This is a genomic window from Kluyvera sichuanensis (assembly GCF_014218705.1).
In the GTDB taxonomy this organism is placed as follows: domain Bacteria; phylum Pseudomonadota; class Gammaproteobacteria; order Enterobacterales; family Enterobacteriaceae; genus Kluyvera; species Kluyvera sichuanensis.
In genome coordinates, this window is the sequence record NZ_JABBJF010000013.1 from 45,645 (window position 1) to 72,177 (window position 26,533).

At 56.1% G+C, this 26,533-nt stretch carries 22 protein-coding genes and 1 riboswitch; of the genes, 13 read left to right on the forward strand and 9 right to left on the reverse strand.

Annotated features, from left to right (window positions below):
• Positions 1-2 precede the first annotated feature (2 nt).
• The 5 genes from mraZ to leuO all read right to left on the reverse strand — a co-directional run bounded on the left by mraZ (position 3) and on the right by leuO (position 5,786).
• Complete coding sequence (gene mraZ / locus HII27_RS14520; protein WP_185668561.1) at positions 3-461, reverse strand: division/cell wall cluster transcriptional repressor MraZ; 459 nt, start codon at positions 459-461, stop codon at positions 3-5.
• A gap of 592 nt (positions 462-1,053) precedes the next feature.
• Positions 1,054-2,058 (reverse strand): catabolite repressor/activator, encoded by a 1,005-nt coding sequence (gene cra, locus HII27_RS14525; protein WP_185668563.1) that lies wholly within the window; start codon positions 2,056-2,058, stop codon positions 1,054-1,056.
• Between the two features lie 145 nt (positions 2,059-2,203).
• A complete protein-coding gene (gene ilvN, locus HII27_RS14530) occupies positions 2,204-2,695 on the reverse strand; it encodes an acetolactate synthase small subunit (protein WP_035893016.1) in 492 nt (163 codons plus the stop codon).
• Between the two features lie 2 nt (positions 2,696-2,697).
• Positions 2,698-4,422, reverse strand: coding sequence for an acetolactate synthase 3 large subunit (gene ilvI, locus HII27_RS14535; protein WP_185668565.1), 1,725 nt, complete (start codon positions 4,420-4,422; stop codon positions 2,698-2,700).
• 392 nt (positions 4,423-4,814) lie between these two features.
• A complete protein-coding gene (leuO, locus tag HII27_RS14540) occupies positions 4,815-5,786 on the reverse strand; it encodes a transcriptional regulator LeuO (RefSeq protein ID WP_185668567.1) in 972 nt (323 codons plus the stop codon).
• Between the two features lie 601 nt (positions 5,787-6,387).
• Here leuO and leuL point away from each other — a divergent pair.
• The 5 genes from leuL to leuD all read left to right on the forward strand — a co-directional run bounded on the left by leuL (position 6,388) and on the right by leuD (position 11,249).
• Positions 6,388-6,474 carry a leu operon leader peptide gene (leuL, locus tag HII27_RS27540; RefSeq protein ID WP_100249930.1) on the forward strand — a complete coding sequence of 29 codons (87 nt, stop codon included), beginning with the start codon at positions 6,388-6,390 and terminating at the stop codon, positions 6,472-6,474.
• Between the two features lie 91 nt (positions 6,475-6,565).
• Positions 6,566-8,137, forward strand: a complete 1,572-nt coding sequence (gene leuA / locus HII27_RS14550; protein WP_185668569.1) for a 2-isopropylmalate synthase — start codon at positions 6,566-6,568, stop codon at positions 8,135-8,137.
• On the forward strand, positions 8,137-9,228 hold the full coding sequence (leuB, locus tag HII27_RS14555) for a 3-isopropylmalate dehydrogenase (RefSeq protein ID WP_185668571.1): 1,092 nt from the start codon (positions 8,137-8,139) through the stop codon (positions 9,226-9,228). Before leuA ends, leuB begins: the two co-directional genes overlap by 1 nt.
• Before the next feature lie 2 nt (positions 9,229-9,230).
• Positions 9,231-10,631, forward strand: a complete 1,401-nt coding sequence (gene leuC / locus HII27_RS14560; protein ID WP_185668574.1) for a 3-isopropylmalate dehydratase large subunit — start codon at positions 9,231-9,233, stop codon at positions 10,629-10,631.
• Between the two features lie 12 nt (positions 10,632-10,643).
• Positions 10,644-11,249, forward strand: coding sequence for a 3-isopropylmalate dehydratase small subunit (gene leuD / locus HII27_RS14565; RefSeq protein WP_185668575.1), 606 nt, complete (start codon positions 10,644-10,646; stop codon positions 11,247-11,249).
• Positions 11,250-11,352: 103 nt separating this feature from the next.
• Here the strand turns inward: leuD and HII27_RS14570 are convergent, their stop codons facing one another.
• A complete protein-coding gene (locus tag HII27_RS14570; protein ID WP_185668576.1) occupies positions 11,353-12,531 on the reverse strand; it encodes a sugar efflux transporter in 1,179 nt (392 codons plus the stop codon).
• A gap of 83 nt (positions 12,532-12,614) precedes the next feature.
• On the reverse strand, positions 12,615-12,767 hold the full coding sequence (gene sgrT / locus HII27_RS14575; RefSeq protein WP_185668577.1) for a glucose uptake inhibitor SgrT: 153 nt from the start codon (positions 12,765-12,767) through the stop codon (positions 12,615-12,617).
• Positions 12,768-12,854: 87 nt separating this feature from the next.
• Between sgrT and sgrR the strand changes: the two genes are divergently transcribed.
• The 4 genes from sgrR to thiQ all read left to right on the forward strand — a co-directional run bounded on the left by sgrR (position 12,855) and on the right by thiQ (position 17,927).
• Positions 12,855-14,510, forward strand: a complete 1,656-nt coding sequence (gene sgrR / locus HII27_RS14580) for an HTH-type transcriptional regulator SgrR (RefSeq protein ID WP_185668578.1) — start codon at positions 12,855-12,857, stop codon at positions 14,508-14,510.
• 35 nt (positions 14,511-14,545) lie between these two features.
• Positions 14,546-14,645: riboswitch (TPP riboswitch) on the forward strand.
• A 30-nt stretch (positions 14,646-14,675) separates the two neighbouring features.
• Positions 14,676-15,659, forward strand: a complete 984-nt coding sequence (gene thiB, locus HII27_RS14585) for a thiamine ABC transporter substrate binding subunit (RefSeq protein WP_185668579.1) — start codon at positions 14,676-14,678, stop codon at positions 15,657-15,659.
• Positions 15,635-17,245: a thiamine/thiamine pyrophosphate ABC transporter permease ThiP gene (gene thiP / locus HII27_RS14590; protein WP_185668580.1), complete on the forward strand. Its 1,611-nt coding sequence runs from the start codon at positions 15,635-15,637 to the stop codon at positions 17,243-17,245. The genes thiB and thiP overlap by 25 nt, the downstream gene beginning before the upstream one ends.
• Positions 17,229-17,927, forward strand: a complete 699-nt coding sequence (thiQ, locus tag HII27_RS14595) for a thiamine ABC transporter ATP-binding protein ThiQ (protein ID WP_185668581.1) — start codon at positions 17,229-17,231, stop codon at positions 17,925-17,927. The genes thiP and thiQ overlap by 17 nt, the downstream gene beginning before the upstream one ends.
• A gap of 10 nt (positions 17,928-17,937) precedes the next feature.
• Here thiQ and HII27_RS14600 read toward each other — a convergent pair whose 3' ends face one another.
• The gene (locus HII27_RS14600; protein WP_185668582.1) at positions 17,938-18,705 is read right to left on the reverse strand and encodes a DedA family protein; all 768 of its coding nucleotides are present in this window, start codon (positions 18,703-18,705) and stop codon (positions 17,938-17,940) included.
• Positions 18,706-18,834: 129 nt separating this feature from the next.
• On the reverse strand, positions 18,835-19,680 hold the full coding sequence (araC, locus tag HII27_RS14605; protein WP_185668583.1) for an arabinose operon transcriptional regulator AraC: 846 nt from the start codon (positions 19,678-19,680) through the stop codon (positions 18,835-18,837).
• Positions 19,681-20,018: 338 nt separating this feature from the next.
• Between araC and araB the strand changes: the two genes are divergently transcribed.
• From araB to polB, 4 genes are all read left to right on the forward strand, one after another.
• Entirely contained in the window at positions 20,019-21,725 is a 1,707-nt protein-coding gene (gene araB, locus HII27_RS14610; RefSeq protein WP_185668584.1) for a ribulokinase, read from the forward strand.
• A gap of 11 nt (positions 21,726-21,736) precedes the next feature.
• Positions 21,737-23,239, forward strand: a complete 1,503-nt coding sequence (gene araA, locus HII27_RS14615) for an L-arabinose isomerase (protein ID WP_185668585.1) — start codon at positions 21,737-21,739, stop codon at positions 23,237-23,239.
• 126 nt (positions 23,240-23,365) lie between these two features.
• On the forward strand, positions 23,366-24,061 hold the full coding sequence (gene araD / locus HII27_RS14620) for an L-ribulose-5-phosphate 4-epimerase (RefSeq protein WP_185668586.1): 696 nt from the start codon (positions 23,366-23,368) through the stop codon (positions 24,059-24,061).
• A gap of 65 nt (positions 24,062-24,126) precedes the next feature.
• Positions 24,127-26,496 carry a DNA polymerase II gene (polB, locus tag HII27_RS14625; protein ID WP_185668587.1) on the forward strand — a complete coding sequence of 790 codons (2,370 nt, stop codon included), beginning with the start codon at positions 24,127-24,129 and terminating at the stop codon, positions 26,494-26,496.
• Positions 26,497-26,533 lie beyond the last annotated feature (37 nt).

The following is a 26,533-nucleotide window of genomic DNA, read 5'->3' on the forward strand; positions in this document are numbered from 1 at the left end:
ATTTATAAGGACAAATCCTGCAATCGCTCCGACAGCGCCCCTGAAGCAGATTGTTCAGCGTCGATATCTTCCTTGACCTGTTGATACCAGGCCGTTTCATCCCACAGTTCAAATTTGTTGAACTGCCCGACCAGCATCACTTCTTTGGTCAATCCGGCGTGTTGCCGTAAAACCGGCGCAATCAATAATCGCCCGGCATTATCCATCTGGCATTCGCTAGCATGCCCTAACAGCAGTCGCTGTACGCGACGCTCAACGGGGTTCATGCTCGACAAACGCGAGAGTTTTTGCTCGATAATTTCCCATTCAGGCAGAGGATAAAGCAGCAGGCAGGGGTGATGGATGTCAATGGTACAAACCATTTGACCGGTAGCGCTCTCGACTAGCTGGTCCCGATATCGGACAGGGACGGCTAAGCGCCCTTTGCTGTCGAGATTGACTAACGTTGCCCCTCGGAACATGCCAGCTTCACCCCCGATTACCACTTTACCCCACAAATTCCCACTTTAAGGAGTTTACGGAGCAGAGGAAAAGCTTGTCAAGCCAGCATGAATGCCAACAGAGTCCAAAAAACCACTATTTGCGGCCGACAATAGCCCTGATTAATAATTATCCAACAGACGAGGCAAATTAACGCCATGAATACCCGCAAGAAAAATAGAGGCGGATTCACAAGCCGTTAACGCGACTTAATATCATCGAAAGAATATATAAAGTGTCAGTTTGCGACGCGAGCGGCATTTTAGGACATTCTGATGCTCGTTAACAGTCCCTCTGGCGCGCCCCTGCGAGGAATTCGGAGTAGAGAGATTGCCCATTCTGGTAGGTAAGCTGAGAAGTGTTTGTTATTTCGGCAATCCGCCGCGAGAATGTAACAAAATAATACACAAATAATTTAATTTTACTTTGCGTTCACATTATTAAGCACTATTCCGCGATCTTAGCGGGGGAATTAAATAGAGGGCTAACCAAAATGAAGAATTATCTGAATTAAGAATTGAATGATTTTTTTGTTCAATGAAGGCCACCGATCGTAGCCTTCATTAAGAGAGCTTATCGACGGCTCAGACTACCGCGACGGTAAAGATTACGACGAATACGGCTCAAGCCAGGCTTCGGCTTGCGCGGTTCATCGAGGCTTGCCAGCACAATCTCCAGCACGCGTTCGGCAACATCACGGTGACGCTGGGCTACCGCAAGGACCGGACATTGCAGGAAGTCGAGCAGTTCGTTATCACCAAAGGTCGCAATCGCCAGATCGGTCGGCAGCTTGCCTTCACGACGCAGCGTCACGTCCATTACCCCTTGCAGCAGCGCAAATGAGGTGGTGAACAGCGCCTGCGGCATCGGGTGCGTTTCCAGCCATTTTTCAAACAGCTGCGCCGCAGCTTCACGTTCGTAGCTATTGGCATACAGGAAGTGCACGTCGCGCGGGTCATCTTTCCAGGCGGTACGGAAGCCCTGTTCGCGCAGGAAACTTACCGACAGCTCCGGCAACGCGCCAAGATAAAGAACGGTTTCTGCCGGGAAGGTACGCAGTTCTGCAGCAAGCATTTCCGCGTCGTCCTGATCGGCGCCCACGACGCTGGTGAAGTGTTCGCGATCGAGCGCACGGTCAAGCGCGACAATCGGGAACGAATCGTTCGCCCAACGCTGGTAGAAAGGGTGCTCCGGCGGCAGCGATGTTGACACGATAATCGCATCAACCTGGCGTTGCAGCAGGTGCTCGATACAGCGCATTTCGTTGTCCGGCTGATCTTCCGAGCAGGCAATCAGTAACTGGTAGCCGCGCTGGCGGGCCTGACGCTCAAGATAGTTTGCGATGCGCGTGTAGCTGGTGTTTTCCAGATCGGGAATCACCAGCCCAATAGAACGAGTGCGTCCTGCACGCAGACCGGCGGCTACCGCGTTAGGGTGGTAGTTATGCTCACGCACAACGGCCATCACTTTTTCGACAGTCTTGTCGCTGACGCGGTACTGCTTAGCTTTGCCGTTAATCACATAGCTGGCGGTGGTTCGGGAAACACCGGCAAGCCGGGCGATTTCATCCAGTTTCACAATTGCCCCTTGCTTTATAAGTATAATCCGTAACATCTAAACGCAGATTGATCTCATCGGCAATAGCTTTTCTTCGCACTTATTGCTGATTTCGCAAAAAAAAGCCCGACTCCAGGCCGGGCTACGATAAAGCGATGAGAGGTGATTAGCGCATAATCTTGTCGCCGCGCGACAAACCAACCACGCCGGAGCGCGCCACTTCAACAATTCTGGCGACATCGCGCAGCGAAGCGAGGAATGCATCCAGCTTGTCACTTGTCCCCGCCAGCTGCACGGTATAGAGCGATGGCGTAACGTCGATGATCTGTCCGCGGAAGATTTCCGTGTTGCGCTTCACTTCGTCACGGCCATAGCCGCTGGCCTGGACCTTCACCAGCATGATTTCACGTTCCACGTGAGCGCCCTGCCCCAGCTCGTTCACTCGCAGTACGTCCACCAGCTTGTGCAGCTGCTTTTCGATCTGCTCGATGGTCTTTTCATCGCCGACCGTCTGGATAGTCATGCGGGATAGCGTCGGATCGTCGGTAGGCGCGACGGTCAGACTTTCAATGTTGTACCCACGCTGCGAAAAGAGGCCAATCACGCGCGACAGCGCGCCGGACTCGTTTTCCAGTAATACAGATAATATCCGGCGCATAATCAGGTTCTCTCCGTTTTGCTCAGCCACATCTCGTCCATTGCCCCGCCGCGAATCTGCATCGGGTAGACGTGCTCGCTGCCATCGACGCAGACGTCGACAAATACCAGGCGGTTATTGCGCACCTGCTCCAGCGCCTGTGCAAGCTTGCTCTCAAGCTCAGCGGGCTCGGTGATACGAATACCAACATGACCGTAGGCTTCCGCCAGGCGAACAAAGTCCGGCAGCGACTGCATATAGGACTGGGAGTGACGGCCAGAATAGATCATATCCTGCCACTGCTTCACCATGCCCAGATAACCGTTGTTCAGGTTTAGCACCAGCACCGGCAGCTCGTACTGCAGCGCGGTTGAGAGCTCCTGAATGTTCATCTGAATGCTGCCGTCGCCGGTCACGCAGACCACGGTCTCTTCCGGCAGCGCCATCTTCACGCCAAGCGCCGCCGGCAGGCCGAAGCCCATGGTGCCGAGGCCGCCGGAGTTGATCCAACGACGCGGTTTATCAAACGGGTAATACAGCGCGGCGAACATCTGGTGCTGACCTACATCTGAGGTGACGTACGCTTCACCGTTGGTCAGCTTCCAGATAGTTTCCACTACCGCCTGCGGTTTAATCTGCCCGCTTTGAGTGTCATATTTCAGGCACTGACGTGCACGCCATTGCTCGATTTGCTGCCACCAGTCGCGGATCTCATCCAGCGGCTGCGCGGCGCTTTCCTGATCCAGCAGCTCCAGCATTTGATCCAACACCTGCCCCGCATCGCCGACGATCGGAATATCCGCCGGTACCGTTTTAGAGATCGACGTTGGATCGATATCGATATGCAGCACCGTGGCATCCGGACAGTACTTCGCCAGGTTGTTGGTGGTGCGATCGTCAAAACGCACCCCGACGGCGAAAATCACGTCGGAGTGGTGCATCACCATATTGGCTTCATAGGTGCCGTGCATGCCCAGCATCCCCAGCGACTGACGATGCGTTGCCGGGAAACCGCCGAGCCCCATCAGCGAAGAGGCCACCGGCAGATTCAGTTTTTCAATCAGCGTACGCAGTTGCGTGTGGCATTCGGCGTTCACCACGCCGCCGCCCACATATACCACCGGTTTTTTCGCCGCGATAAGCGTCTGCAGCGCACGTTTGATCTGGCCTTTATGGCCGGTCGTGGTTGGGTTGTAAGAACGCATGCTGACCGCATCGGGCCAGACGTACGGGAGCTTCTTAGCCGGGTTCATAATATCTTTTGGCAGGTCAACCACCACCGGGCCAGGGCGGCCGCTGGCTGCCAGCCAGAATGCCTTCTTGAGCACGCCGGGAATATCTTCGGTCTGCTTCACCAGGAAGCTGTGCTTCACCACCGGGCGCGAGATCCCGACCATGTCGCACTCCTGGAAGGCGTCATAACCAATCAGCGACGTCGCTACCTGACCGGAGAGCACGACCAGTGGAATCGAGTCCATATAAGCCGTGGCAATACCAGTGATAGCGTTTGTCGCCCCAGGGCCGGAGGTGACCAGCACCACGCCCACTTCCCCGGTCGCACGCGCCAGGCCATCGGCCATATGCACCGCTGCCTGCTCATGGCGCACCAGCACATGGTCAATCCCCCCTACCGTATGCAGCGCGTCATAAATATCGAGGACGGCGCCTCCAGGGTAGCCAAATACCTGCTTTACGCCCTGATCGATTAACGATCGGACGACCATCTCGGCTCCAGACAACATCTCCATGGTTTGCCTCCCGGCTTCTGTGCTTAATGGCCCGAGAATTCATTTCTCTACGGCCATATGCCAGCGGTACGCGGTACGTCCACCGGCACTAAATTATCGGTAACGACCTAACATAACCGCTCGCCACAAGGCAGGCAATTCACACGTCTGACGTAGATGCGGTACTAAAAAGAGGAAAAATAAAGGGAAAAGGGAAAATGATGGAGGATTACTTCAATGCGAGGAAAAGAATAGCGTAGATGCTCGGGCGAATGGAGCCATTACAGCAAAACCTGCATTTTTCACTTTATTGCCCCGACGACCAACCGGCAATAACAGCATAAAATTCTTATTTGTCACAAATAGACAAAACAAACAGAATGCAAATGCACCCTGTTTGCCTTCGAAGTCGATTACTGCTGACGGCAGGCGTTAATCAGCAACTCTTCCATCCATTGATGGCCTTTATCGCGACCGGCCGCTTCATGCCAGGAAAGATAGCAAGTACGGCTGTTTAGCTTCATTGGCAGCGGTAAAATCTGCAGGTGGAGCTGTTCAGCAAACTCTTCGGCCAGCCGACGTGGCGCCACGGCGACCATCTGGGTCTGGGAAACCACATTCAGTACGCTAATCAGCGCCATACCTTGATAGGCTACACGGCTTTGCTTATCAATGGTGTCATACCACGGCTGGCTAAACGACGCATAGCGATCGAGAGACACAACGGCATGCTCTTCGTTATAAATATCGGTTTCCGTTACCGGACCATGCACTCGCGGGTGCTTGTTGCTCGCCACCAGAACCATTTCATCGTTAAAGAGTGGAATGCAGGCAAACTCCGGGCGGCGGAACTCTTCATAACCCAGCACAAACTCAATTTCCTGATAACGCAACTGATGTTCGGTGTTTTGATTTAATGATGATTTAAAAACCATATGAATATGCGGCGCAACTTCATTCACTTTATTGAGAATGACGGAAGTCAGATAATTATCGAGAGGGCTGCACACACAAAGATTAAATACGCGTTCGCTGCTCAATGGTTCAAAACCTGAGCCGGGTAATTCATTTTGCACCAGCTGCAATGCTTGACGAACAGAGCCAAACAACTGGAATGCGCGCGCCGTCGGCTGAATACCGCGCCCATAGCGCACAAATAATTCATCATTGAACATGACTTTCAGGCGAGCGACAGCATTACTGACCGCAGGCTGCGACATGCCTAGCATGTGGGCTGCGCGCGTAATGTTTTGTTCCTGCATCACCGCATCAAATACGGTCAGCAAATTTAAATCAACCATCCGGAGCTGAGGTTTATTTCCTTCATTAGTTGATGTGCGTTGCTGCTCCGGCGCATTAATTACGCTATCAGACTCCAATGTCATACAAAACTCCCTTTGCAAAATAGCAAAAATATATTGAGGCTATATGATTTACCATGCATATAAGATCCAAAGAAGAGAATTCAATAAAAAATAGGAATATATAAAGAGGCAAAGCGATATTATTGATGAGTAAAAATCGACCTCATCTATATCACCAAGCGAATGACATGTAGTTTACCCATAGATCGTACGAATAGACAACGATCCAAAATCGGAACAATAAATTAAGTTTTATTAAAGTGTTTTATTTTTCTCGATTTTAAAATTAACATTTTATATCAAAAATGGCTTTTATCGATTTACAAAACAAGAGCCAATTTTAGATAACCATATATTTATCATGCAGATAGATTCAAACTTAAGAAATGTCAAACTCATGAGCATTTACGATGAATCGTGTTCAGATGCGACAAAGTATGTAATTCGTGAATTAACAAAAGAAACTATCATCTATGGATAACGGTATTTTTCAGCACAATTAGCTAATTCATCCGTTTCGTTTCCATATCGAAATCCCCTTCATTTTGTACGTCAGGGTTGACATCGGAAACCATATCCAGTACCACTAAAAGCATATCGAATTCATCTGGAGAATGATGACATGTTCCGTACCACTCGCTTCAACGGCCTACTACTACTAAACGCCTCTTCTGTGCGCGGTAGGCTGGTGTGCGACGTTCAACGTTAAGTCATCATCAGTTAAACGAAAAACCCGCGCCGCTGCGCGGGTTTTTTTATGCTCGTAGCAAGGCGCCCCAAGTTAACCAAGGACCTAAACCATGAGCCAGCAAGTCATTATTTTTGATACGACCTTACGTGATGGTGAACAGGCATTACAGGCAAGCCTGAGCGTGAAAGAGAAACTGCAGATTGCCTTTGCCCTCGAGCGTATGGGCGTTGACGTGATGGAAGTCGGGTTTCCGGTCTCTTCTCCGGGCGATTTTGAATCGGTACAGACCATCGCGCGCAACATTAAAAACAGCCGCGTCTGTGCGCTGGCTCGCTGCGTAGAGGCGGATATTGACGTTGCCGCCGAGTCATTAAAAGTGGCCGAAGCGTTCCGTATTCATACTTTTATTGCCACCTCGCCGATGCATATCGCCACCAAGCTGCGCAGCACGCTGGACGAAGTCATCGAGCGCGCAATCTATATGATTAAGCGGGCACGTAATTACACTGACGACGTCGAATTCTCCTGCGAAGATGCCGGTCGTACCCCAATTGACCAGTTGGCGCGCGTAGTAGAAGCCGCGATTAACGCGGGTGCAACCACCATCAACATTCCAGACACCGTCGGCTACACCCTGCCGTTTGAATTCTCCAACATTATTACCGGCCTGTACGAACGCGTTCCAAACATCGATAAAGCGATTATCTCCGTTCACACCCATGACGACTTGGGCATGGCGGTCGGTAACTCTCTGGCTGCGGTCCACGCGGGCGCTCGTCAGGTTGAAGGCGCGATGAATGGCATCGGTGAGCGCGCGGGTAACTGCTCGCTGGAAGAAGTGATCATGGCGATTAAAGTGCGCAAAGACATTATGAACGTGCACACCGCCATCAACCATAACGAAATCTGGCGTACCAGCCAGACCGTTAGCCAGATCTGCAACATGCCGATCCCGGCCAACAAAGCTATCGTCGGTACCGGCGCATTCGCCCACTCCTCCGGTATCCACCAGGACGGCGTGCTGAAAAACCGCGAAAACTACGAAATCATGACCCCTGAGTCCATCGGTCTGAACCAGGTGCAGTTGAACCTGACCTCCCGCTCTGGCCGTGCCGCCGTGAAACACCGCATGGAAGAGATGGGCTACAAAGATACCGACTACAACATGGACCACCTGTACGACGCCTTCCTGAAGCTGGCGGACAAAAAAGGCCAGGTCTTCGATTACGATCTGGAAGCGCTGGCGTTCATCAACAAACAGCAGGAAGAGCCAGAGCATTTCCGTCTGGATTACTTCAGCGTGCAGTCAGGATCCAGCGACATCGCCACCGCATCCGTGAAGCTGGCCTGCGGTGAAGAAACCAAAGCTGAAGCCGCTAACGGTAATGGCCCTGTTGATGCGATTTATCAGGCGATTAACCGTATTACCGGCTACGACATTGAGTTGGTGAAATACGACCTGAACGCCAAAGGCCAGGGCAAAGACGCGCTGGGTCAGGTGGATATCGTCGTTAACTATAACGGTCGTCGCTTCCACGGCGTCGGTCTGGCAACGGATATCGTTGAATCCTCCGCCAAAGCGATGGTTCACGTGCTGAACAACATCTGGCGCGCCGCAGAAGTCGAAAAAGAGTTGCAACGCAAAATTAAGAATAACGAGAACAACAAGGAAACCGTGTAATGTCGAAGAATTACCATATTGCTGTGTTACCAGGTGACGGTATTGGCCCGGAAGTCATGACACAGGCATTGAAAGTACTGGAAGCCGTGCGTCAACGTTTTGATATGCGCATCACCACTAGCCATTACGACGTAGGCGGTATCGCCATCGATCGTCATGGCGAACCGCTGCCGAAGGCGACCGTTGACGGTTGCGACCAGGCAGACGCGATTCTGTTTGGCTCTGTGGGTGGCCCAAAATGGGAAAACCTGCCGCCGAACCAGCAGCCAGAGCGCGGCGCGCTGCTGCCGCTGCGTAAGCACTTCAAGCTGTTCAGCAACCTGCGTCCGGCAAAGCTGTATCAGGGGCTGGAAGAGTTCTGCCCGCTGCGCGCCGATATCGCCGCTAACGGCTTCGACATTCTGTGCGTCCGTGAACTGACCGGCGGTATCTACTTCGGCCAGCCGAAGGGGCGCGAAGGCAGCGGCCAGCACGAAAAAGCGTTTGATACCGAGGTGTATCACCGTTTTGAGATTGAACGTATTGCCCGTATTGCGTTTGAATCTGCACGCAAACGCCGTCACAAAGTGACCTCTATCGATAAATCCAACGTGCTGCAGTCCTCCATTTTGTGGCGCGAAATTGTCAGCGAAATCAGCAAAGAGTATGCCGACGTTGAGCTGGCACACATGTACATCGACAACGCCACCATGCAACTGATTAAAGATCCGTCGCAGTTCGACGTGGTGCTGTGCTCCAACCTGTTCGGCGACATTCTCTCCGACGAGTGCGCGATGATCACCGGCTCGATGGGCATGCTGCCGTCTGCCAGCCTGAATGAAGAAGGTTTTGGCCTGTACGAACCTGCCGGTGGCTCCGCGCCGGATATCGCGGGCAAAAACATCGCCAACCCGATTGCGCAAATCCTCTCTCTGGCGCTGCTGTTGCGCTACAGCCTGGACGCCAACGACGCGGCCACTGCCATTGAAAATGCCATTAACCGTGCGCTGGAAGAAGGCGTACGGACCAGTGATTTAGCTCGCGGCGCCGCGGCAGTCAGTACCGATGAAATGGGCGACATCATCGCCCGCTATGTTGCCGAAGGGGTGTAATCATGGCGAAGACCTTATACGAAAAGTTGTTTGATGCTCACGTGGTTTATGAAGCGCCAAGCGAAACGCCGCTGTTGTACATCGACCGCCACCTGGTGCATGAAGTGACTTCACCGCAGGCGTTTGACGGCCTGCGTGCGCACAACCGTCCGGTGCGCCAGCCGGGTAAAACCTTCGCCACCATGGATCACAACGTCTCTACCCAGACCAAAGACATCAATGCCTCCGGCGAGATGGCTCGCATCCAGATGCAGGAGTTGATTAAGAACTGCAACGAGTTTGGCGTTGAGCTGTATGACCTGAACCACCCGTATCAGGGTATCGTGCACGTGATGGGGCCAGAACAGGGCGTGACCCTGCCAGGCATGACCATCGTCTGCGGCGACTCCCATACCGCGACGCACGGCGCATTTGGCGCACTGGCGTTTGGTATCGGCACCTCCGAAGTGGAACATGTGCTGGCAACCCAGACCCTGAAACAGGGTCGCGCCAAAACCATGAAGATTGAAGTGAACGGCAAAGCGGCGCCGGGCATCACTGCCAAAGACATCGTGCTGGCGATTATCGGTAAAACCGGCAGCGCAGGCGGCACCGGCCACGTGGTTGAGTTCTGCGGTCAGGCCATCCGTGACCTGAGCATGGAAGGCCGTATGACGCTGTGCAACATGGCGATCGAACTGGGCGCGAAAGCGGGCCTGGTGGCACCGGATCAGACCACCTTCAACTACGTGGAAGGCCGTCTGCATGCGCCGAAAGGCAAAGATTTTGACGACGCGGTCGCCTATTGGCAGACCCTGAAAACCGACGATGGTGCCACCTTCGACAGCGTAGTTACCCTGCAGGCTGAAGAAATTGCGCCGCAGGTGACCTGGGGCACCAACCCAGGCCAGGTGATATCCGTGAATGACAATATTCCGGACCCTGCCTCCTTTAACGATCCAGTTGAACGCGCCAGTGCCGAGAAAGCGCTGGCCTATATGGGCCTGAAGCCAGGCATTCCGCTGACCGACGTCGCGATTGATAAAGTATTTATTGGCTCCTGCACCAACTCGCGTATCGAAGACTTACGCGCGGCGGCAGAAATCGCCAAAGGCCGTAAAGTGGCTCCAGGCGTACAGGCGCTGGTTGTGCCTGGCTCCGGCCCGGTGAAAGCGCAGGCGGAAGCAGAAGGTCTGGATAAGATCTTTATCGAAGCGGGCTTTGAATGGCGTCTGCCGGGCTGCTCCATGTGCCTGGCCATGAACAACGATCGTCTGAACCCAGGCGAACGCTGCGCCTCTACCAGCAACCGTAACTTTGAAGGCCGTCAGGGCCGCGGTGGCCGTACCCATTTGGTCAGCCCGGCTATGGCCGCAGCGGCCGCGGTAACCGGTCATTTCGCCGACATTCGTAGCTTGAAATAAGGAAACACCATCATGGCTGAGAAATTTACCCAACATACGGGACTGGTGGTGCCGCTGGATGCCGCGAACGTCGATACCGATGCCATCATTCCAAAGCAGTTTTTGCAGAAAGTGACCCGCACCGGCTTTGGCGCACACCTGTTTAACGACTGGCGCTTCCTGGACGACAAAGGCGAGCAGCCGAACCCCGAGTTCGTACTGAACTTCCCGGAGTTTAAAGGCGCTTCCATTCTGTTGGCGCGCGAAAACTTCGGCTGCGGTTCGTCACGCGAACACGCACCGTGGGCGCTGACCGACTACGGTTTTAAAGTGGTGATTGCCCCAAGCTTTGCCGATATCTTCTACGGCAATAGCTTTAACAACCAGCTGCTGCCGGTCACTCTGAGCGACGCGCAGGTCGACGAAATGTTTGAATTGGTGAAAGCCAACCCGGGCATTACGTTTGAAGTGGATCTGGAAGCGCAGGTGGTGAAGGCGGGTGAGAAATCCTACAGCTTTAAAATTGACGACTTCCGTCGCCACTGCATGCTGAACGGGCTGGATAGCATCGGCCTGACGCTGCAGCATGAAGATGCGATTTCTGCTTACGAAAACAAGCAGCCGGCGTTTATGCAGTAATCCGTAACGCCGCTGCCTCCCCGGAGGCGGCGCGTTCGCGCCTTGTCCGGGCTACCGCTGTTAGTAGCCCGGCCGAGCGCAGCGACGCCGGGACTGCACCAGACTAAACGTCCTTCACCCGTCCGGTCATCACCAGCGTTACCACCGAAATCCCAGCTATTACCCAGTACACCGAGAAGTGGCCAAAGCTCTGGGCCAACGCCCCCTGAATAATCCCCGCCAGAATCACCCCGGTTGAAATGCTGTTGGTAAACAGCGTGGTCGCCGCTCCCGCACGACCCGGCATCAGATCCTGGAACCACAGCATGCCAATCCCGGCGACAATACCGATAAACACCGCATTAAACAGCTGAAGCACCAGCAACGACGTGTGGCTATGGAAGAAGATCAGGCCGACGTAGAACAACACCCCGGCGGCCACCGCGGTTACCATCATCTGCCGCTTACCGAAGCGCTTCACGTAGTAACCCGCGAGGATCATCGCCGGAATTTCCAGCCCCGCCGCCGTTCCCATCAGGATCCCCGCCAGGCTATCCGGCAGGCCGAGATCGCTGCTGATCCACAGCGGCATATCAATGATATACATGGTGTTGCAGGTCCACATCAGCGTGGAGGCGATAAACAGCATTCGCACGTTGCTGTCTTTCCAGCCGCTAATCTGGTTCTGTACCGCATCGGCAGGCTGCTCGACCCTCGCGACCGACGGTAGCGTCAGGGCAATCAGCGTCAGGCTGATGGCAAAAATCCCCGCAGCAATGGAAAACATGGCGGTAAAGCCATAGTTAAGTGCAAGCATGAAAGCCAGCGGCGGGCCAATCACCCACGCCAGCGACAGCTGCGCACGCATTACCGAACTGAACATCACCACTTCACGCGCCGAGCTATCGGCATATTCACGCGCCAGCGCGAACAGCTGCGGCATCGCGGCGTTGGCGATCGAGGCCAGCAGCACACCGCAGGTAATCAGCGTCAGGTAGTGGCGATTGAAGGCAAAGAGCAACGCGTTGCCCACCGCCATCAGGCAGCAGAACATAATCAGCTTGCGCCGGTCACCCCGGTTATCGGATCGTTTTGCCAGCCCGAGGCTGACGACGATCCCGGCGATGGCGTTGACGGTATAGAACAGCCCCACCCAGAACGGCTGCACACCAACTTCTCGACTGAGGTACAGGCTCAGCGTCGGTGCCTGTAATGCCCCCGCTATGCCCATCATAAACGCCACCAGCATAAAGGCGGCATACACACCGTTGAGACGTCGTCCCATCGTCATTAACCAGAGCATCAGAGATCCTTTCGCGAAAGAATAAAAAAAAGCCAGCAGATGATACCTGCTGGCAAATACTCAGTCACACATGATTAGGCGAATTAATGCTCAGAGGTCGGTTTCGTAACTTCCCACTGCATCAGAAAATTCAGCACTTCAAGCCGCTGTGCGGTCGCCTGACGGGCCAGCCAGGAAACATTTTTGGTAGCAGAGAAATAACGCTGGTAGAACTGATGGATGGTAGACCTCTTCATAGACACCTCCTCGCTTCATCGAAATCAATTATTGGCCTAATATAGGGATTAATAAATTGCTGAGTTTTTATCAGGAGTTCCCCTTTTATGCCTTCAGGTCGATTACAGCAGCAGTTCATCCGTTTATGGCAGTGCTGCGAGGGAAAATCGCAAGAGACCACGCTCAACTCACTGGCCGAGCTGCTCAACTGCTCTCGCCGCCATATGCGCACGCTTTTGAATACCATGGAGGCGCGGGGATGGCTGACCTGGGAGGCGGAAGCCGGGCGCGGCAAGCGCTCTAAGCTGACTTTCCTCTATACCGGTCTGGCGCTTCAGCAGCAGCGCGCGGAAGACCTGCTCGAGCAGGATAGGATCGATCAGCTGGTGCAATTGGTCGGCGACAAGGCCGCGGTACGTCAGATGCTGGTGTCGCACCTGGGCCGCAGCTTCCGTCAGGGGCGACATATTCTGCGGGTGCTTTACTACCGTCCGATGCGCAATTTGCTGCCGGGAACGGCGCTCCGGCGCTCGGAAACCCATATTGCACGGCAAATCTTCAGCGCACTGACCCGAGTAAATGAGGTAAATGGGGAACTGGAAGCGGATATTGCGCACCATTGGCAGGCCATATCCCCATTACACTGGCGTTTTTACTTGCGTCCCGGCATTCATTTTCATCACGGTCGCGAACTGGAGATGGATGACGTCATCAGTTCGCTGCATCGCAGCATGACGCTGTCGCTCTTTTCCAACATCACGCGCATTGATTCCCCTACCGCCTGGACGCTCGATGTCCATCTGAGCGAACCCGACCGCTGGCTACCGTGGCTGCTAGGTCAGGTATCGGCGATGATCCTGCCGCGCGAGTGGCAATCACTCAGCGACTTCTCGCGCATGCCGGTGGGTACCGGGCCGTATGCGGTCGCCCGCAACAATCAAAACCAGCTGAAGATTCACGCGTTTGATGACTATTTCGGTTTTCGGGCGCTGATTGACGAGGTGAACGTCTGGGTGCTGCCGGAAATCAGCGATGAGCCGAATGGCGGCCTGACGCTTCAAGGCACTACCCAGAGCGAAAAGGCGGTGGAAAGCCGCCTCGAAGAGGGCTGCTACTATCTGCTGTTTGATGCGCGCAGTTCGCGCGGCAACAACCCGGCTGTGCGCCAGTGGCTGAGCCACATTTTCCACCCGAACAACCTGCTGTATCACGCAGGCGAGCAGCACCAGAGCCACTGGTTCCCGGCCTACGGCCTGCTGCCGCGCTGGCACCATGCCCGTAGCCACGCCTGTGAAAAACCGGCAGGTCTTGAGTCGGTCACCCTCACCTACTACCGCGATCACGTAGAACATCGGACGATCGGTCAGATCATGGAGGCGCTGCTGGCGGCGCACCAGGTCAAACTGGTTATCCAGGAAGTGGATTACGACGAATGGCATCGCGGCGAAGTGGTCAGCGATATCTGGCTGAACAGCGCCAACTTCACGCTGCCGCTCGATTTCTCGATCTTTGCCTACCTTTATGAAGTGCCACTGATTCGCCACTGCATTCCCATCGACTGGGAGCAGGACGCGCAGCGCTGGCGCGAAGGAGAGCTTTCACTGCCCGACTGGTGCCAAAGTCTGCTGGCAAATCAGTCCATTGTGCCGCTGATCCACCACTGGCTGATGCTACAAGGCCAGCGCAGTATGCGCGGCGTTCGCATGAACACCCTGGGCTGGTTCGACTTTAAATCCGCCTGGTTTGCACCGCCGGATCCTTAAGGCTTTTGATTTATTCACGTAATCATTACAATGTGCCGTTCTCAACGGGGTGCTGCGCCGAGTGCGCGGGCTGAGAGATACCCGTCGAACCTGATCCGGATAATCCCGGCGAAGGGATTTGAGGCTAACTCAAAATCCTTTGCCACCATTTTATAAAGGTGCAAAGTGCTCAAAAAATTACTCCCCCTGCTGGTGCTGGTTGCCGCTCCGGCTCTCGCCAAGCCTGTACTGACCGTCTACACCTATGACTCTTTTGCCGCCGATTGGGGCCCAGGGCCGGCGGTGAAAAAAGCGTTTGAAGCCGACTGCAACTGCGAGCTGAAGTACGTGGCGCTGGAAGACGGCGTTTCGCTGCTCAACCGCCTGCGCATGGAAGGCAAAAACAGCAAAGCCGATGTGGTGCTGGGGCTGGATAACAACCTGCTGCAGGCGGCAACCGACACTAAACTGTTTGCCAAAAGCAACGTTTCCACCGCCGACGTTACCGTACCGGGCGGCTGGAAAAACGACACCTTCGTGCCGTTCGACTACGGCTACTTCGCCTTCGTCTATGACAAAAACAAACTGAAGAACCCGCCGAAAAGCCTGAAGGAACTGGTTGAGAGCGACCAGAAATGGCGCGTGATTTACGAAGACCCACGCACCAGCACTCCGGGCCTTGGCCTGCTGCTGTGGATGCAAAAAGTCTACGGCGACAAAGCGCCGGAAGCCTGGCAGAAGCTGGCGGCGAAAACGGTCACCGTCACCAAAGGCTGGAGCGAAGCCTACGGCCTGTTCCTGAAAGGGGAAAGCGATCTGGTGCTGAGCTACACCACCTCTCCGGCGTACCACATCATCGACGAGAAGAAAGACAACTACGCGGCGGCGAACTTTAGCGAAGGCCACTATCTGCAGGTGGAAGTGGCGGCGAAAACCGCAGCCAGCAAACAGCAGAAGCTGGCAGATGAGTTCCTGAAGTTTATGGTCTCTCCGGCCTTCCAGAACACCATCCCAACCGGCAACTGGATGTACCCGGTGACCAACGTTACCCTGCCAGAAGGCTTTAATGGTCTGGTGAAACCGCAAACCGCGCTGGAGTTTACCCCGCAGCAGGTGGCTTCCGAACGTCAAAACTGGATTAACGCATGGCTTCGCGCAGCCAGCCGCTAATCCCTCGCTGGCTGTATCCAGGGCTGACGGCAACCACGCTGATGGTTGCCGTCGCGCTGGCGGCGTTTCTGGCGCTGTGGCTAAACGCGCCGGAAACGTCGTGGTCAACGCTGCTCGGCGATAGCTATCTGTGGCACGTGGTGCGCTTCTCCTTCTGGCAGGCGTTCCTGTCAGCACTGCTGTCGGTCGTACCCGCTATTTTCCTTGCCCGCGCGCTTTACCGACGACGTTTTCCCGGCCGTACGCTGCTGCTGCGGCTGTGCGCCATGACGCTGATTCTACCCGTGCTGGTCGCCGTCTTCGGTATTCTGAGCGTTTACGGGCGTCAGGGCTGGTTGGCCCAGCTTTTTGCCTGGCTTGGCTGGCAGTGGCGATTCTCGCCCTACGGTCTGCAGGGCATTCTGCTCGCGCACGTCTTCTTTAATATGCCAATGGCGACCCGCCTGCTATTACAGGCGCTGGAGCAGATCCCCGGCGAGCAGCGCCAGCTTGCTGCGCAACTGGGAATGCGTGGCTACCCGTTCTTCCGTCTGGTGGAATGGCCGTGGATGCGCCGGCAAATTCTGCCCATCGCCACGCTGATTTTCATGCTCTGCTTCGCCAGCTTTGCCACCGTGCTATCGCTCGGCGGCGGGCCGTCCGCGACGACCATCGAGCTGGCTATCTACCAGTCGCTGAACTTTGATTACGACCCGGCGCGCGCAGCGATGCTGGCGCTGATTCAGATGGGCTGCTGTTTGATGCTGGTGCTGTTAAGCCAGCGATTAAGCCGGGCGATTGCCGTCGGCAACAGCCATGTTCACGGCTGGCGCGATCCGGACGACCGCTGGCACAGCCGGATAGCTGACTCCGTTCTGATTCTTCTCACCCTGCTGCTGCTGCTGCCCCCACTGCTAGCAGTGGTGATTGACGGGGTCAATCCGTCGATGCTGCAGGTCTTTACCCAGCCGGTACTCTGGCAGGCGCTGGGCACCTCGTTACGTATCGCCATTGCCGCCGGGGTAATCTGCGTAGCGCTGACCATGATGCTGCTGTGGAGCAGCCGCGAGCTGCGCGCCCGCAACCAGCCGCTCGCCGGGCAGGCGATGGAGCTAAGCGGCATGCTTATCCTCGCCATGCCGGGTATCGTACTGGCGACCGGCTTCTTCCTGCTGCTCAATAATACCGTTGGCCTGCCCGACTCCGCCGACGGCATTGTGATTTTCACCAACGCCCTGATGGCAGTGCCTTATGCCCTCAAGGTGCTGGAAACGCCAATGCGCGATATTACCGCCCGCTACAGCATCCTGTGTGAATCGCTGGGGCTTTCTGGCTTTAATCGCCTGAAGGTGGTTGAACTGCGCGCCCTGAAACGCCCGTTAGCGCAGGCGCTGGCTTTTGCCTGCGTGCTGTCGATTGGTGATTTCGGTGTGGTCGCGCTGTTCGGCAATGAGAATTTCCGTACGCTGCCGTTTTATCTCTATCAGCAAATCGGCGCCTACCGCAGCCAGGACGGCGCGGTCACCGCGCTGATTCTGCTGCTGCTCTGCTTCCTGTTGTTCACCGTTATTGAAAAGTTACCTGGACGCCATGCTAAAACTGAATGATGTCACCTGGCTTTACCAGCACCTGCCGATGCGCTTTAGCACCTCGATTGCCCAGGGCGAAAAAGTGGCTATTCTCGGCCCCAGCGGCGCGGGGAAATCGACGCTGCTCAACCTGATAGCCGGCTTTCTGACGCCTGCCAGCGGTACGCTGATGCTCGAAGGCCGGGTGCATACTCATACGCCGCCTTCGCAGCGCCCGGTGTCGATGTTGTTTCAGGAAAACAATCTCTTCAGCCACCTGACCGTGCGCCAGAACATTGGGCTGGGCATGAGTCCGCGCCTGTCGCTCACTGCTGAACAGGTGCGAAAGTTACAGGTGATTGCCGGGCTGATGGGCATTGAATCGATGCTGGACAGGCTGCCCGGAGAGCTCTCCGGCGGGCAACGTCAACGCGCCGCGCTGGCGCGTTGTCTGGTACGTGAACAGCCGATCTTACTGCTGGATGAACCGTTTTCGGCACTCGACCCAGCGCTGCGTCAGGAGATGCTACAGCTGGTTGATGAAGTGTGTCAGCGGCAAAACTTAACGCTGCTGATGGTTTCACACAGCGTGGAAGACGCGGCCAGGATTGCACCGCGCGCGATGGTGGTCGCGGAAGGGCGTATCGCCTGGGATGGCGACACGCAGGAATTACTGAGCGGGAAAGCTAGCGCATCCGCGCTGCTCGGTATTCATGCGTGATGTTCACACATTACCACCCCACTACCTTACGCAAAATCTCGATATACACCGGCATCAGTGGGTGACGAATTACGCTCACCAGCGCCACCACGCCCACACCCAGTATCAGCGGTGCCAGCAACAGCAGGCGCTGGCGCGTTAACAGCGCGCTCAGGCGATCGTGATTCTCTTTTGCGCTGCGCCATAAGCGCCAGCACAGCCACGCCGCCAGCCACAGCAACAGCGCCGCCGCCAGCAGCAGCCATTTAAAGCTCGCGCTGTGCTCATCCGCAGGAATGTCGATTGCCGCACCGGCGAGAATGCCCGGCAGGAAGTAGAGCGGCGGCCACAGTAAGCAGCCAATGATATTGGGGGTGATAAATTTGGAGACCGGCAGGTCAAGCATACCGGCAACCATCGGCACCAGCGGGCGCGTCGGGCCGACAAAGCGCCCCACCAGAATGGTGAACATGCTGTGCTGATGCAGCGCATGCTCGGTTTTATCCAGCAGGGATTTGTTTTTCTTCATAAATGACCAGCGATGCAGCGGCTTTTTAAAGCGCCAGCCCAGCCAGAAAGAGACCCAATCGCCCAGCAGGCAGCCAATAATGCCCACCAGCCACGCCTGCCAGAAGTTCACCTCACCGCTGCCGATAAGCGCGCCCAGCCCCGCCATCATCACGGTACCCGGCAGAATCAACCCGACCAGCGCCAGAGATTCCAGAAACGCCACCAGCGCCACCGCAATCAGAGAATAGGTCGTGGACTGAGTAATAAAGTGTTCCAGCAGTGCTTGCATAGTGTGTCCGGTTTGAAAACGAAGCAGGGATTCTCCAGAGCGTCTCCCCTATCGTCAAGCCTTCAATTGTCTTTAGAGTTTACTGGCAAAGACAAAAACCAACACACCGCATTTCCTTTTCTTTACTTTTTATTCACACCCTGCACGAAATTCGCTAGGGCTCGCGCCAGTACATTTTTTAAATACGCGGGAGAAATAGAGCTGATCCTCAAAGCCGACGTTGCGCCCTACCGTGGCGATAGGCATGCGCGTGGTGCTGAGCAGCAGCTTCGCCTGGCTGATGCGCTGATCCTCACGCCAGCTCAGCACGCTCACTCCAAGCTGTTGGCGGAACAGGTGCGACAGACGCGACGGCGATAGGCACACGTGCTGCGCCACGCTGGCGATATCGAAATGGCTATCTGCAAGGTGGTCGCTGATGTACTGGCAGGCGTCGCGTACACGGTTGTCCATCGGCGGATGCAGCGATTCATTGATGGCTTCCATACGGCGCAACAGCAACTGCTCCAGCAGGTTAATCGCCAGATGCTCTGAGTAGCGCCCGATGCCCTGCCCGGCGTCGATAATCTTGCCAAACAGCTCGGAGATTTCCGCCTGATGCGCTTCGTCCGGGCGATAAAAACCGGTCTGCGCGACGATGGCCGGCCAGTTGAGCCACTCGTGCCAGTAGGCGCGCGGGCGGAAGTAAACCCATTGGTGATACCACTCGCTGGCGTCCGGATGGCGGCCATAGTGGTGAATCTCACCCGGCGGGAACAGCAGCATATCGCCCTGTCGACAGACGAACTGCTTGCCCTGATTCTCTATCACCCCTTCACCGCGCACCGTCAGGTTGAGGATAAACCCCTTCATACCCAGCGGACGATCGATAAAGAAATCCAGGTAGCCACCGGCTTCAATCGGCGTTAAGCCGGCGACCAGATGGGCGTTAAATGAATAGCCCGGTAGCAGGGGATCGTTTTGCATTTCAGCCATGGCTGCTCGCTCTCGCTTATCTCAGAAGAAACCAATTATCCATATTCGGCTTTTTAGCGTTATCCCCAGAATGCTATAGGCGCAATGTCGACCTTGCTTCAGACATCCCTTGATGAACAAGGAATTGAGAGAGCAAACCCGCGAATCAGCCCTCTTCAGGGTAACAACTAAAGTGTCTATAAAGACGGCAGAAAAGTCCACATTGAATATTTGCACGGCGTCACACTTTGAATGGTCACAGCAAGATTATCCATAAGATTAGCGGTTCCAGCCTGACGGTTTTTGGCGGGGATATCTACTGTTTCACTATCACGTATTCTTTGAGATGGAGTAACACGATGGCAATCGCAATTGGCCTCGATTTTGGCAGTGACTCAGTCCGCGCCCTGGCGGTAGATTGTGCGACGGGTGAAGAGATCGCGACCAGCGTCGAATGGTATCCACGCTGGCAGGAAGGGCGTTTCTGCGACGCGCCAAATAACCGTTTTCGCCACCATCCACGCGACTATATCGAATCAATGGAAGCCGCGCTGAAAGGCGTACTGGCCGAACTCTCCAGCGCACAACGTGCTGATGTGGTCGGTATTGGCGTCGACAGCACCGGCTCAACGCCCGCGCCTATTGATGCCGACGGCAACGTGCTGGCACTCAAAGAGGAGTTTGCCAACAACCCGAACGCCATGTTCGTGCTGTGGAAAGACCATACCGCGGTGGAAGAGGCGGAAGCCATCACCCGCCTGTGCCACCAGCCGGGCAAAGAAGACTACTCCCGCTATATTGGCGGCATCTATTCCAGCGAATGGTTCTGGGCCAAAATCCTGCACGTTACCCGCGAAGACAGCGCGGTGGCGCAGGCTGCCGCCTCGTGGATTGAACTGTGCGACTGGATTCCTGCCCTGCTCTCAGGTACGACTCGCCCGCAGGATATTCGCCGCGGTCGCTGCAGCGCCGGGCATAAATCGCTGTGGCATGAAAGCTGGGGCGGCCTGCCACCGGCAGCATTCTTCGATGAGCTCGACCCGATTCTGAATCAGCACCTGCCGTGCCCAATGTTTAGCGAAACCTGGACGGCGGATGTTCCGGTCGGCAACTTGACAGCCGACTGGGCCGAACGCCTGGGGCTCTCCACCAAAGTGGCTATCTCCGGCGGCGCGTTTGACTGCCATATGGGCGCCGTTGGCGCAGGTGCGCAGCCTAATGCGCTGGTGAAAGTTATCGGCACCTCAACCTGCGACATCTTAATTGCCGACAAAAACAGCGTCGGTAGCCGTACGGTAAAAGGCATCTGTGGCCAGGTTGACGGCAGCGTAGTACCGAATTTTATCGGCATGGAAGCGGGCCAATCCGCCTTCGGTGACATCTACGCCTGGTTTGGCCGCGTGCTCGGCTGGCCGCTGGAGCAGCTTGCCGCACAACATCCTGAGCTAAAAGCGCAGATCAAAGCCAGCCAGAAACAGCTACTGCCTGCGCTCACCGAAGCCTGGGCAAGCAATCCTTCTCTCGACCATCTACCGGTAGTGCTCGACTGGTTTAACGGCCGCCGTACCCCGAATGCGAACCAGCGTTTGAAGGGGGTCATCACCGATCTTAACCTCGCCACCGATGCCCCGGCGCTGTTCGGCGGGCTGATTGCCGCCACTGCTTTTGGCGCGCGCGCCATTATGGAGTGCTTCACCGAGCAGGGGATTCCGGTCAACAACGTGATGGCACTGGGCGGCATCGCCCGTAAAAACCGCGTCATCATGCAGGCCTGCTGCGACGTTCTTAACCGTCCGCTGCAAATTGTGGCCTCAGACCAATGCTGTGCGCTGGGCGCGGCCATTTTTGCCGCCGTTGCCGCACGCGTGCATACCGATATTCCTGCAGCCCAGCGACAGATGGCAAGCCAGGTTGAACACACCTTACAGCCGCGCCCACAGCAGGCTCAGCGCTTTGAAGAACTCTATCAGCGCTATCTGCAGTGGGCCGTGAGCGCCGAACAACACTATCTCCCTGCTGCATCCTCGGAAAAATCCGCGGCCTCTCAGGCAGCCCTGACTCATTAAAGGATACGACTATGACCGTTTTTGATAATTATGAAGTGTGGTTTGTCATTGGTAGCCAACACCTGTACGGGGCGGAAACGCTGCGCCAGGTGACGCAAAACGCTGAGCAGGTGGTCAATGCCTTAAATGCCGAAGCGAAACTGCCGTGCAAACTGGTGCTGAAACCGCTGGGTACGCGCCCGGATGAGATCACCGCCATCTGCCGCGATGCTAACTACGATGACAAATGCGCTGGTATGGTCGTCTGGCTGCACACCTTCTCTCCGGCGAAGATGTGGATCAACGGCCTGACCATCCTCAACAAACCGCTGCTGCAGTTCCACACCCAGTTCAACGCATCTCTGCCGTGGGACAGCATTGATATGGACTTTATGAACCTGAACCAGACCGCGCACGGCGGCCGCGAGTTCGGCTTCATTGGTGCACGCATGCGTCAGCAGCATAGCGTAGTGACCGGTCACTGGCAGGATAAACGAGCCCACGAGCGTATCGGCTCCTGGATGCGCCAGGCCGTCTCTAAACAGGATACCCGTCAGTTGAAAGTATGCCGCTTCGGCGACAACATGCGTGAAGTGGCGGTAACCGACGGCGATAAAGTGGCGGCGCAGATTAAGTTCGGTTTCTCCGTTAACACCTGGGCGGTCGGCGACCTGGTGCAGGTGGTTAACGCTGTGACCGACGGTGAAATCAGCGCGCTTGTCGACGAGTACGAAAGCAGCTACCGCTTCACCGCTGCTACCCAAGTTCATGGCGACAAACGCCAGAACGTGCTGGACGCGGCGCGTATTGAACTGGGGATGAAACGCTTCCTGGAAGAAGGTGGTTTCCACGCCTTCACCACTACCTTTGAAGATTTGCACGGCCTGAAGCAGCTTCCAGGCCTCGCCGTGCAGCGTCTGATGCAGCAGGGCTACGGCTTTGCGGGCGAAGGCGACTGGAAAACTGCCGCCCTGCTTCGCATTATGAAAGTGATGTCGACCGGTCTACAGGGCGGCACCTCATTTATGGAAGACTACACCTACCACTTCAACGGCGGTAACGACCTGGTGCTTGGTTCGCACATGCTGGAAGTCTGCCCGTCCATCGCCGTGGCGGAAAAACCGCTGCTTGATGTACAGCATCTGGGCATCGGCGGTAAAGCGGACCCAGCACGCCTTATCTTCAACACCCAGACCGGCCCGGCCGTTGTCGCCAGCCTGATTGACCTTGGTGACCGCTATCGCCTGCTGGTTAACACCATCGAGACGGTGAAAACCCCGCACGACCTGCCGAAACTGCCGGTGGCCAACGCGCTGTGGAAAGCCCATCCGAACCTGGAAACCGCCTCAGAAGCGTGGATCCTGGCGGGTGGCGCGCACCATACCGTATTCAGCCATGCGCTGACGCTGGACGATATGCGCCAGTTCGCTGAACTGCACGATATCGAAATTGCCGTCATCGACAACGACACCCACCTGCCAGCGTTCAAAGACGCGCTGCGCTGGAACGAAGTGTATTACGGGTTCAAACGTTAAGCCGATTTTCCCCTCACCCTAACCCTCTCCCCCAAGGGGAGAGGGAACCGATCGCGCACCTATTCACCTTTCCTCCTCTCCCCCGGGAGAGGGCGGGGTGAGGGAAATTCAGACTCGGAGCAAAACATGCTAGAAGATCTCAAACGCCAGGTGCTGGAAGCCAATCTGGCGCTGCCAAAACACAATCTGGTCACCTTGACTTGGGGCAACGTCAGCGCCGTCGACCGCGAGCGTGGCGTACTGGTTATCAAACCGTCCGGTGTCGATTACAGCGTAATGACCGCCGAGGATATGGTGGTGGTGAGCCTGGCAACCGGTGAAGTGGTGGAAGGCAATAAAAAACCGTCCTCGGACACCCCGACTCATCGCCTGCTGTATCAGGCATTCCCCACGCTCGGCGGCATTGTCCATACCCACTCCCGTCACGCGACCATCTGGGCGCAGGCAGGACAGCCCATCCCGGCAACCGGCACCACCCACGCGGACTATTTCTACGGCTCGGTGCCCTGCACGCGCCTGATGACCGACGCGGAGATCAACGGCGACTACGAATGGGAAACCGGCGCGGTGATCGTTGAAACCTTCCGCGAGAATGACATCGACCCAGCGCAGATGCCCGGCGTGCTGGTGCACTCCCACGGCCCGTTTGCCTGGGGCAAAAACGCCGAAGACGCGGTACATAACGCCATCGTGCTGGAAGAGATTGCCTATATGGGTATCTTCTGCCGCCAGCTCGCTCCGCAGTTGCCGGACATGCAGCAAACGCTGCTGGATAAACACTATCTGCGCAAACATGGGGCAAAAGCTTATTACGGGCAGTAACCCCTGTATAAACCACCAGAACTCTCCCTTAAACCAGGCTATAATCAAGCCTGGTTTTTTTATGGATGAGCTCACGCGTGACCCAGCCCCAAGCAGGTTTTCTTCTTACCCGTCACTGGCGGGATACCCCGCAGGGTACCGAACTGGCTTTCTGGCTGGCGACCGATAACGGCCCGCTACAGGTCACGCTACCGCCGCAGGAGTCAGTGGCCTTTATCCCCGAAGCCCAGCGCGCACAGGTGGAACGCCTGCTGCAGGGCGAAAACGGCCTGCGTCTGGCCCCGCTTACGCTCAAAGACTTTCACCGTCAGCCGGTATTCGGCCTTTACTGCCGCGCCCATCGCCAGCTGATGCGGCTGGAAAAACTGCTGCGAGAAAACGGCATTACCATCTACGAAGCCGATATTCGTCCGCCAGAGCGCTATCTAATGGAGCGTTTTATTACCGCGCCGGTATGGGTGGAAGGCACGCCGCACGGGGCAACGCTCACGCAGGCTCGCATGAAGCCCAACCCGGAGTACCGGCCGCCGTTGAAGTGGGTGTCGCTGGATATCGAAACCAGCCGCCACGGCGAGCTCTACTGCATTGGCCTTGAAGGCTGCGGGCAGCGCACCGTCTATATGCTTGGCGCAGAGCCCGAGCAGCCACCGCAGGTGGATTTTCATCTTGAATATGTCGCCAGCCGCCCGCTGCTGCTGGAGAAGCTTAACGCCTGGTTTGCCGAACACGACCCGGACGTGCTGATTGGCTGGAACGTGGTGCAGTTCGATCTGCGCGTACTGCAAAAAAGCGCCGAACGTTATCGAGTGCCGCTGCTGCTTGGGCGCGGTAACAGCGAACTGGAGTGGCGCGAGCACGGCTTTAAGAACGGCGTGTTCTTCGCCCAGGCCGCCGGTCGCCTGATTATCGACGGCATCGACGCGCTAAAATCCGCTTTCTGGAGCTTTACCTCGTTTTCACTGGAGAACGTCGCTCGGGAGTTGCTGGGCGAAGGCAAAGCTATCGATAACCCATGGGACCGAATGGACGAAATTGACCGCCGTTTCGCCGAAGATAAGCCTGCGTTAGCCACCTATAACCTCAAAGACTGCGAGCTGGTCACCCGCATCTTCCACAAAACCGAGATCATGCCGTTTTTACTGGAACGCGCGACGGTCAACGGGCTAGCAGTCGACCGGCACGGCGGCTCGGTAGCAGCCTTCAGCCACCTTTATTTCCCGCGTATGCACCGCCTGGGCTACGTCGCACCCAATCTCGGCGAAGTGCCGCCGCAGGCGAGCCCCGGCGGCTACGTGATGGACTCGCGCCCTGGCCTGTACGACTCCGTGCTGGTGCTGGACTACAAAAGCCTGTACCCGTCGATCATCCGCTCGTTTCTGATTGACCCGGTAGGGCTGATTGAAGGCATGGCGCACCCGAATACGCAGCACAGCACCGAAGGTTTCCTCGATGCCTGGTTCTCCCGCGACAAGCACTGCCTGCCGGGGATCGTCAGCCAGATATGGCACGCCCGTGATGAAGCCAAACTGCATAAAAACAAACCCCTGTCGCAGGCGTTGAAAATCATTATGAATGCCTTCTATGGCGTACTGGGCACCAGCGCCTGCCGCTTTTTCGATCCGCGCCTGGCGTCGTCGATCACCATGCGCGGCCACGCGATCATGCGTCAGACCAAAGCGCTGATTGAATCTCAGGGTTATGACGTGATTTACGGCGACACCGACTCCACCTTCGTCTGGCTTAAACGGGCTCATGGCGAGGAAGAGGCCGGGGTCATTGGCCGCTCGCTGGTCGAGTTTGTTAACCAGTGGTGGGCCGAAGAACTACAGAAAAAAGGGCTGACCAGCGCGCTGGAGCTGGAGTTTGAAACCCACTTCTGCCGCTTCCTGATGCCGACCATCCGCGGTGCCGATACCGGCAGCAAAAAGCGCTATGCGGGGATGATTCAGGAAGGCAACGAACAGCGGATGCTGTACAAAGGGCTGGAAACGGTACGTACCGACTGGACGCCGCTGGCGCAGCAGTTCCAGCAGGCGCTTTATCTACGCATCTTCCGCAATGAGCCGTACCGTGACTTTATCCTTGAAACCATCGATAAGCTGATGGCGGGCGAGCTCGATGAACAGCTGGTCTACCGCAAGCATCTGCGCCGCCCACTGGCGGAATATCAGAAAAATATTCCGCCACACGTGCGCGCCGCCCGCCTTGCCGATGAGCACAACGTGCGGTTAGGGCGCCCACAGCAGTATCAACAGCGCGGCAGCATTCGCTACGTCTGGACCACCAGCGGCCCGGAACCCGTGGCCTACCAGCAATCACCGCTCGATTACGACCACTACCTGACGAAACAATTAGCCCCGGTAGCCGAAGGAATTCTCCCCTTTGTCGACGATGATTTTGCTACAATAGTGACAGGGCAACTGGGTCTATTTTGACAGGTGACTAACGTCTCGCCATCCAGTACCATAGCGC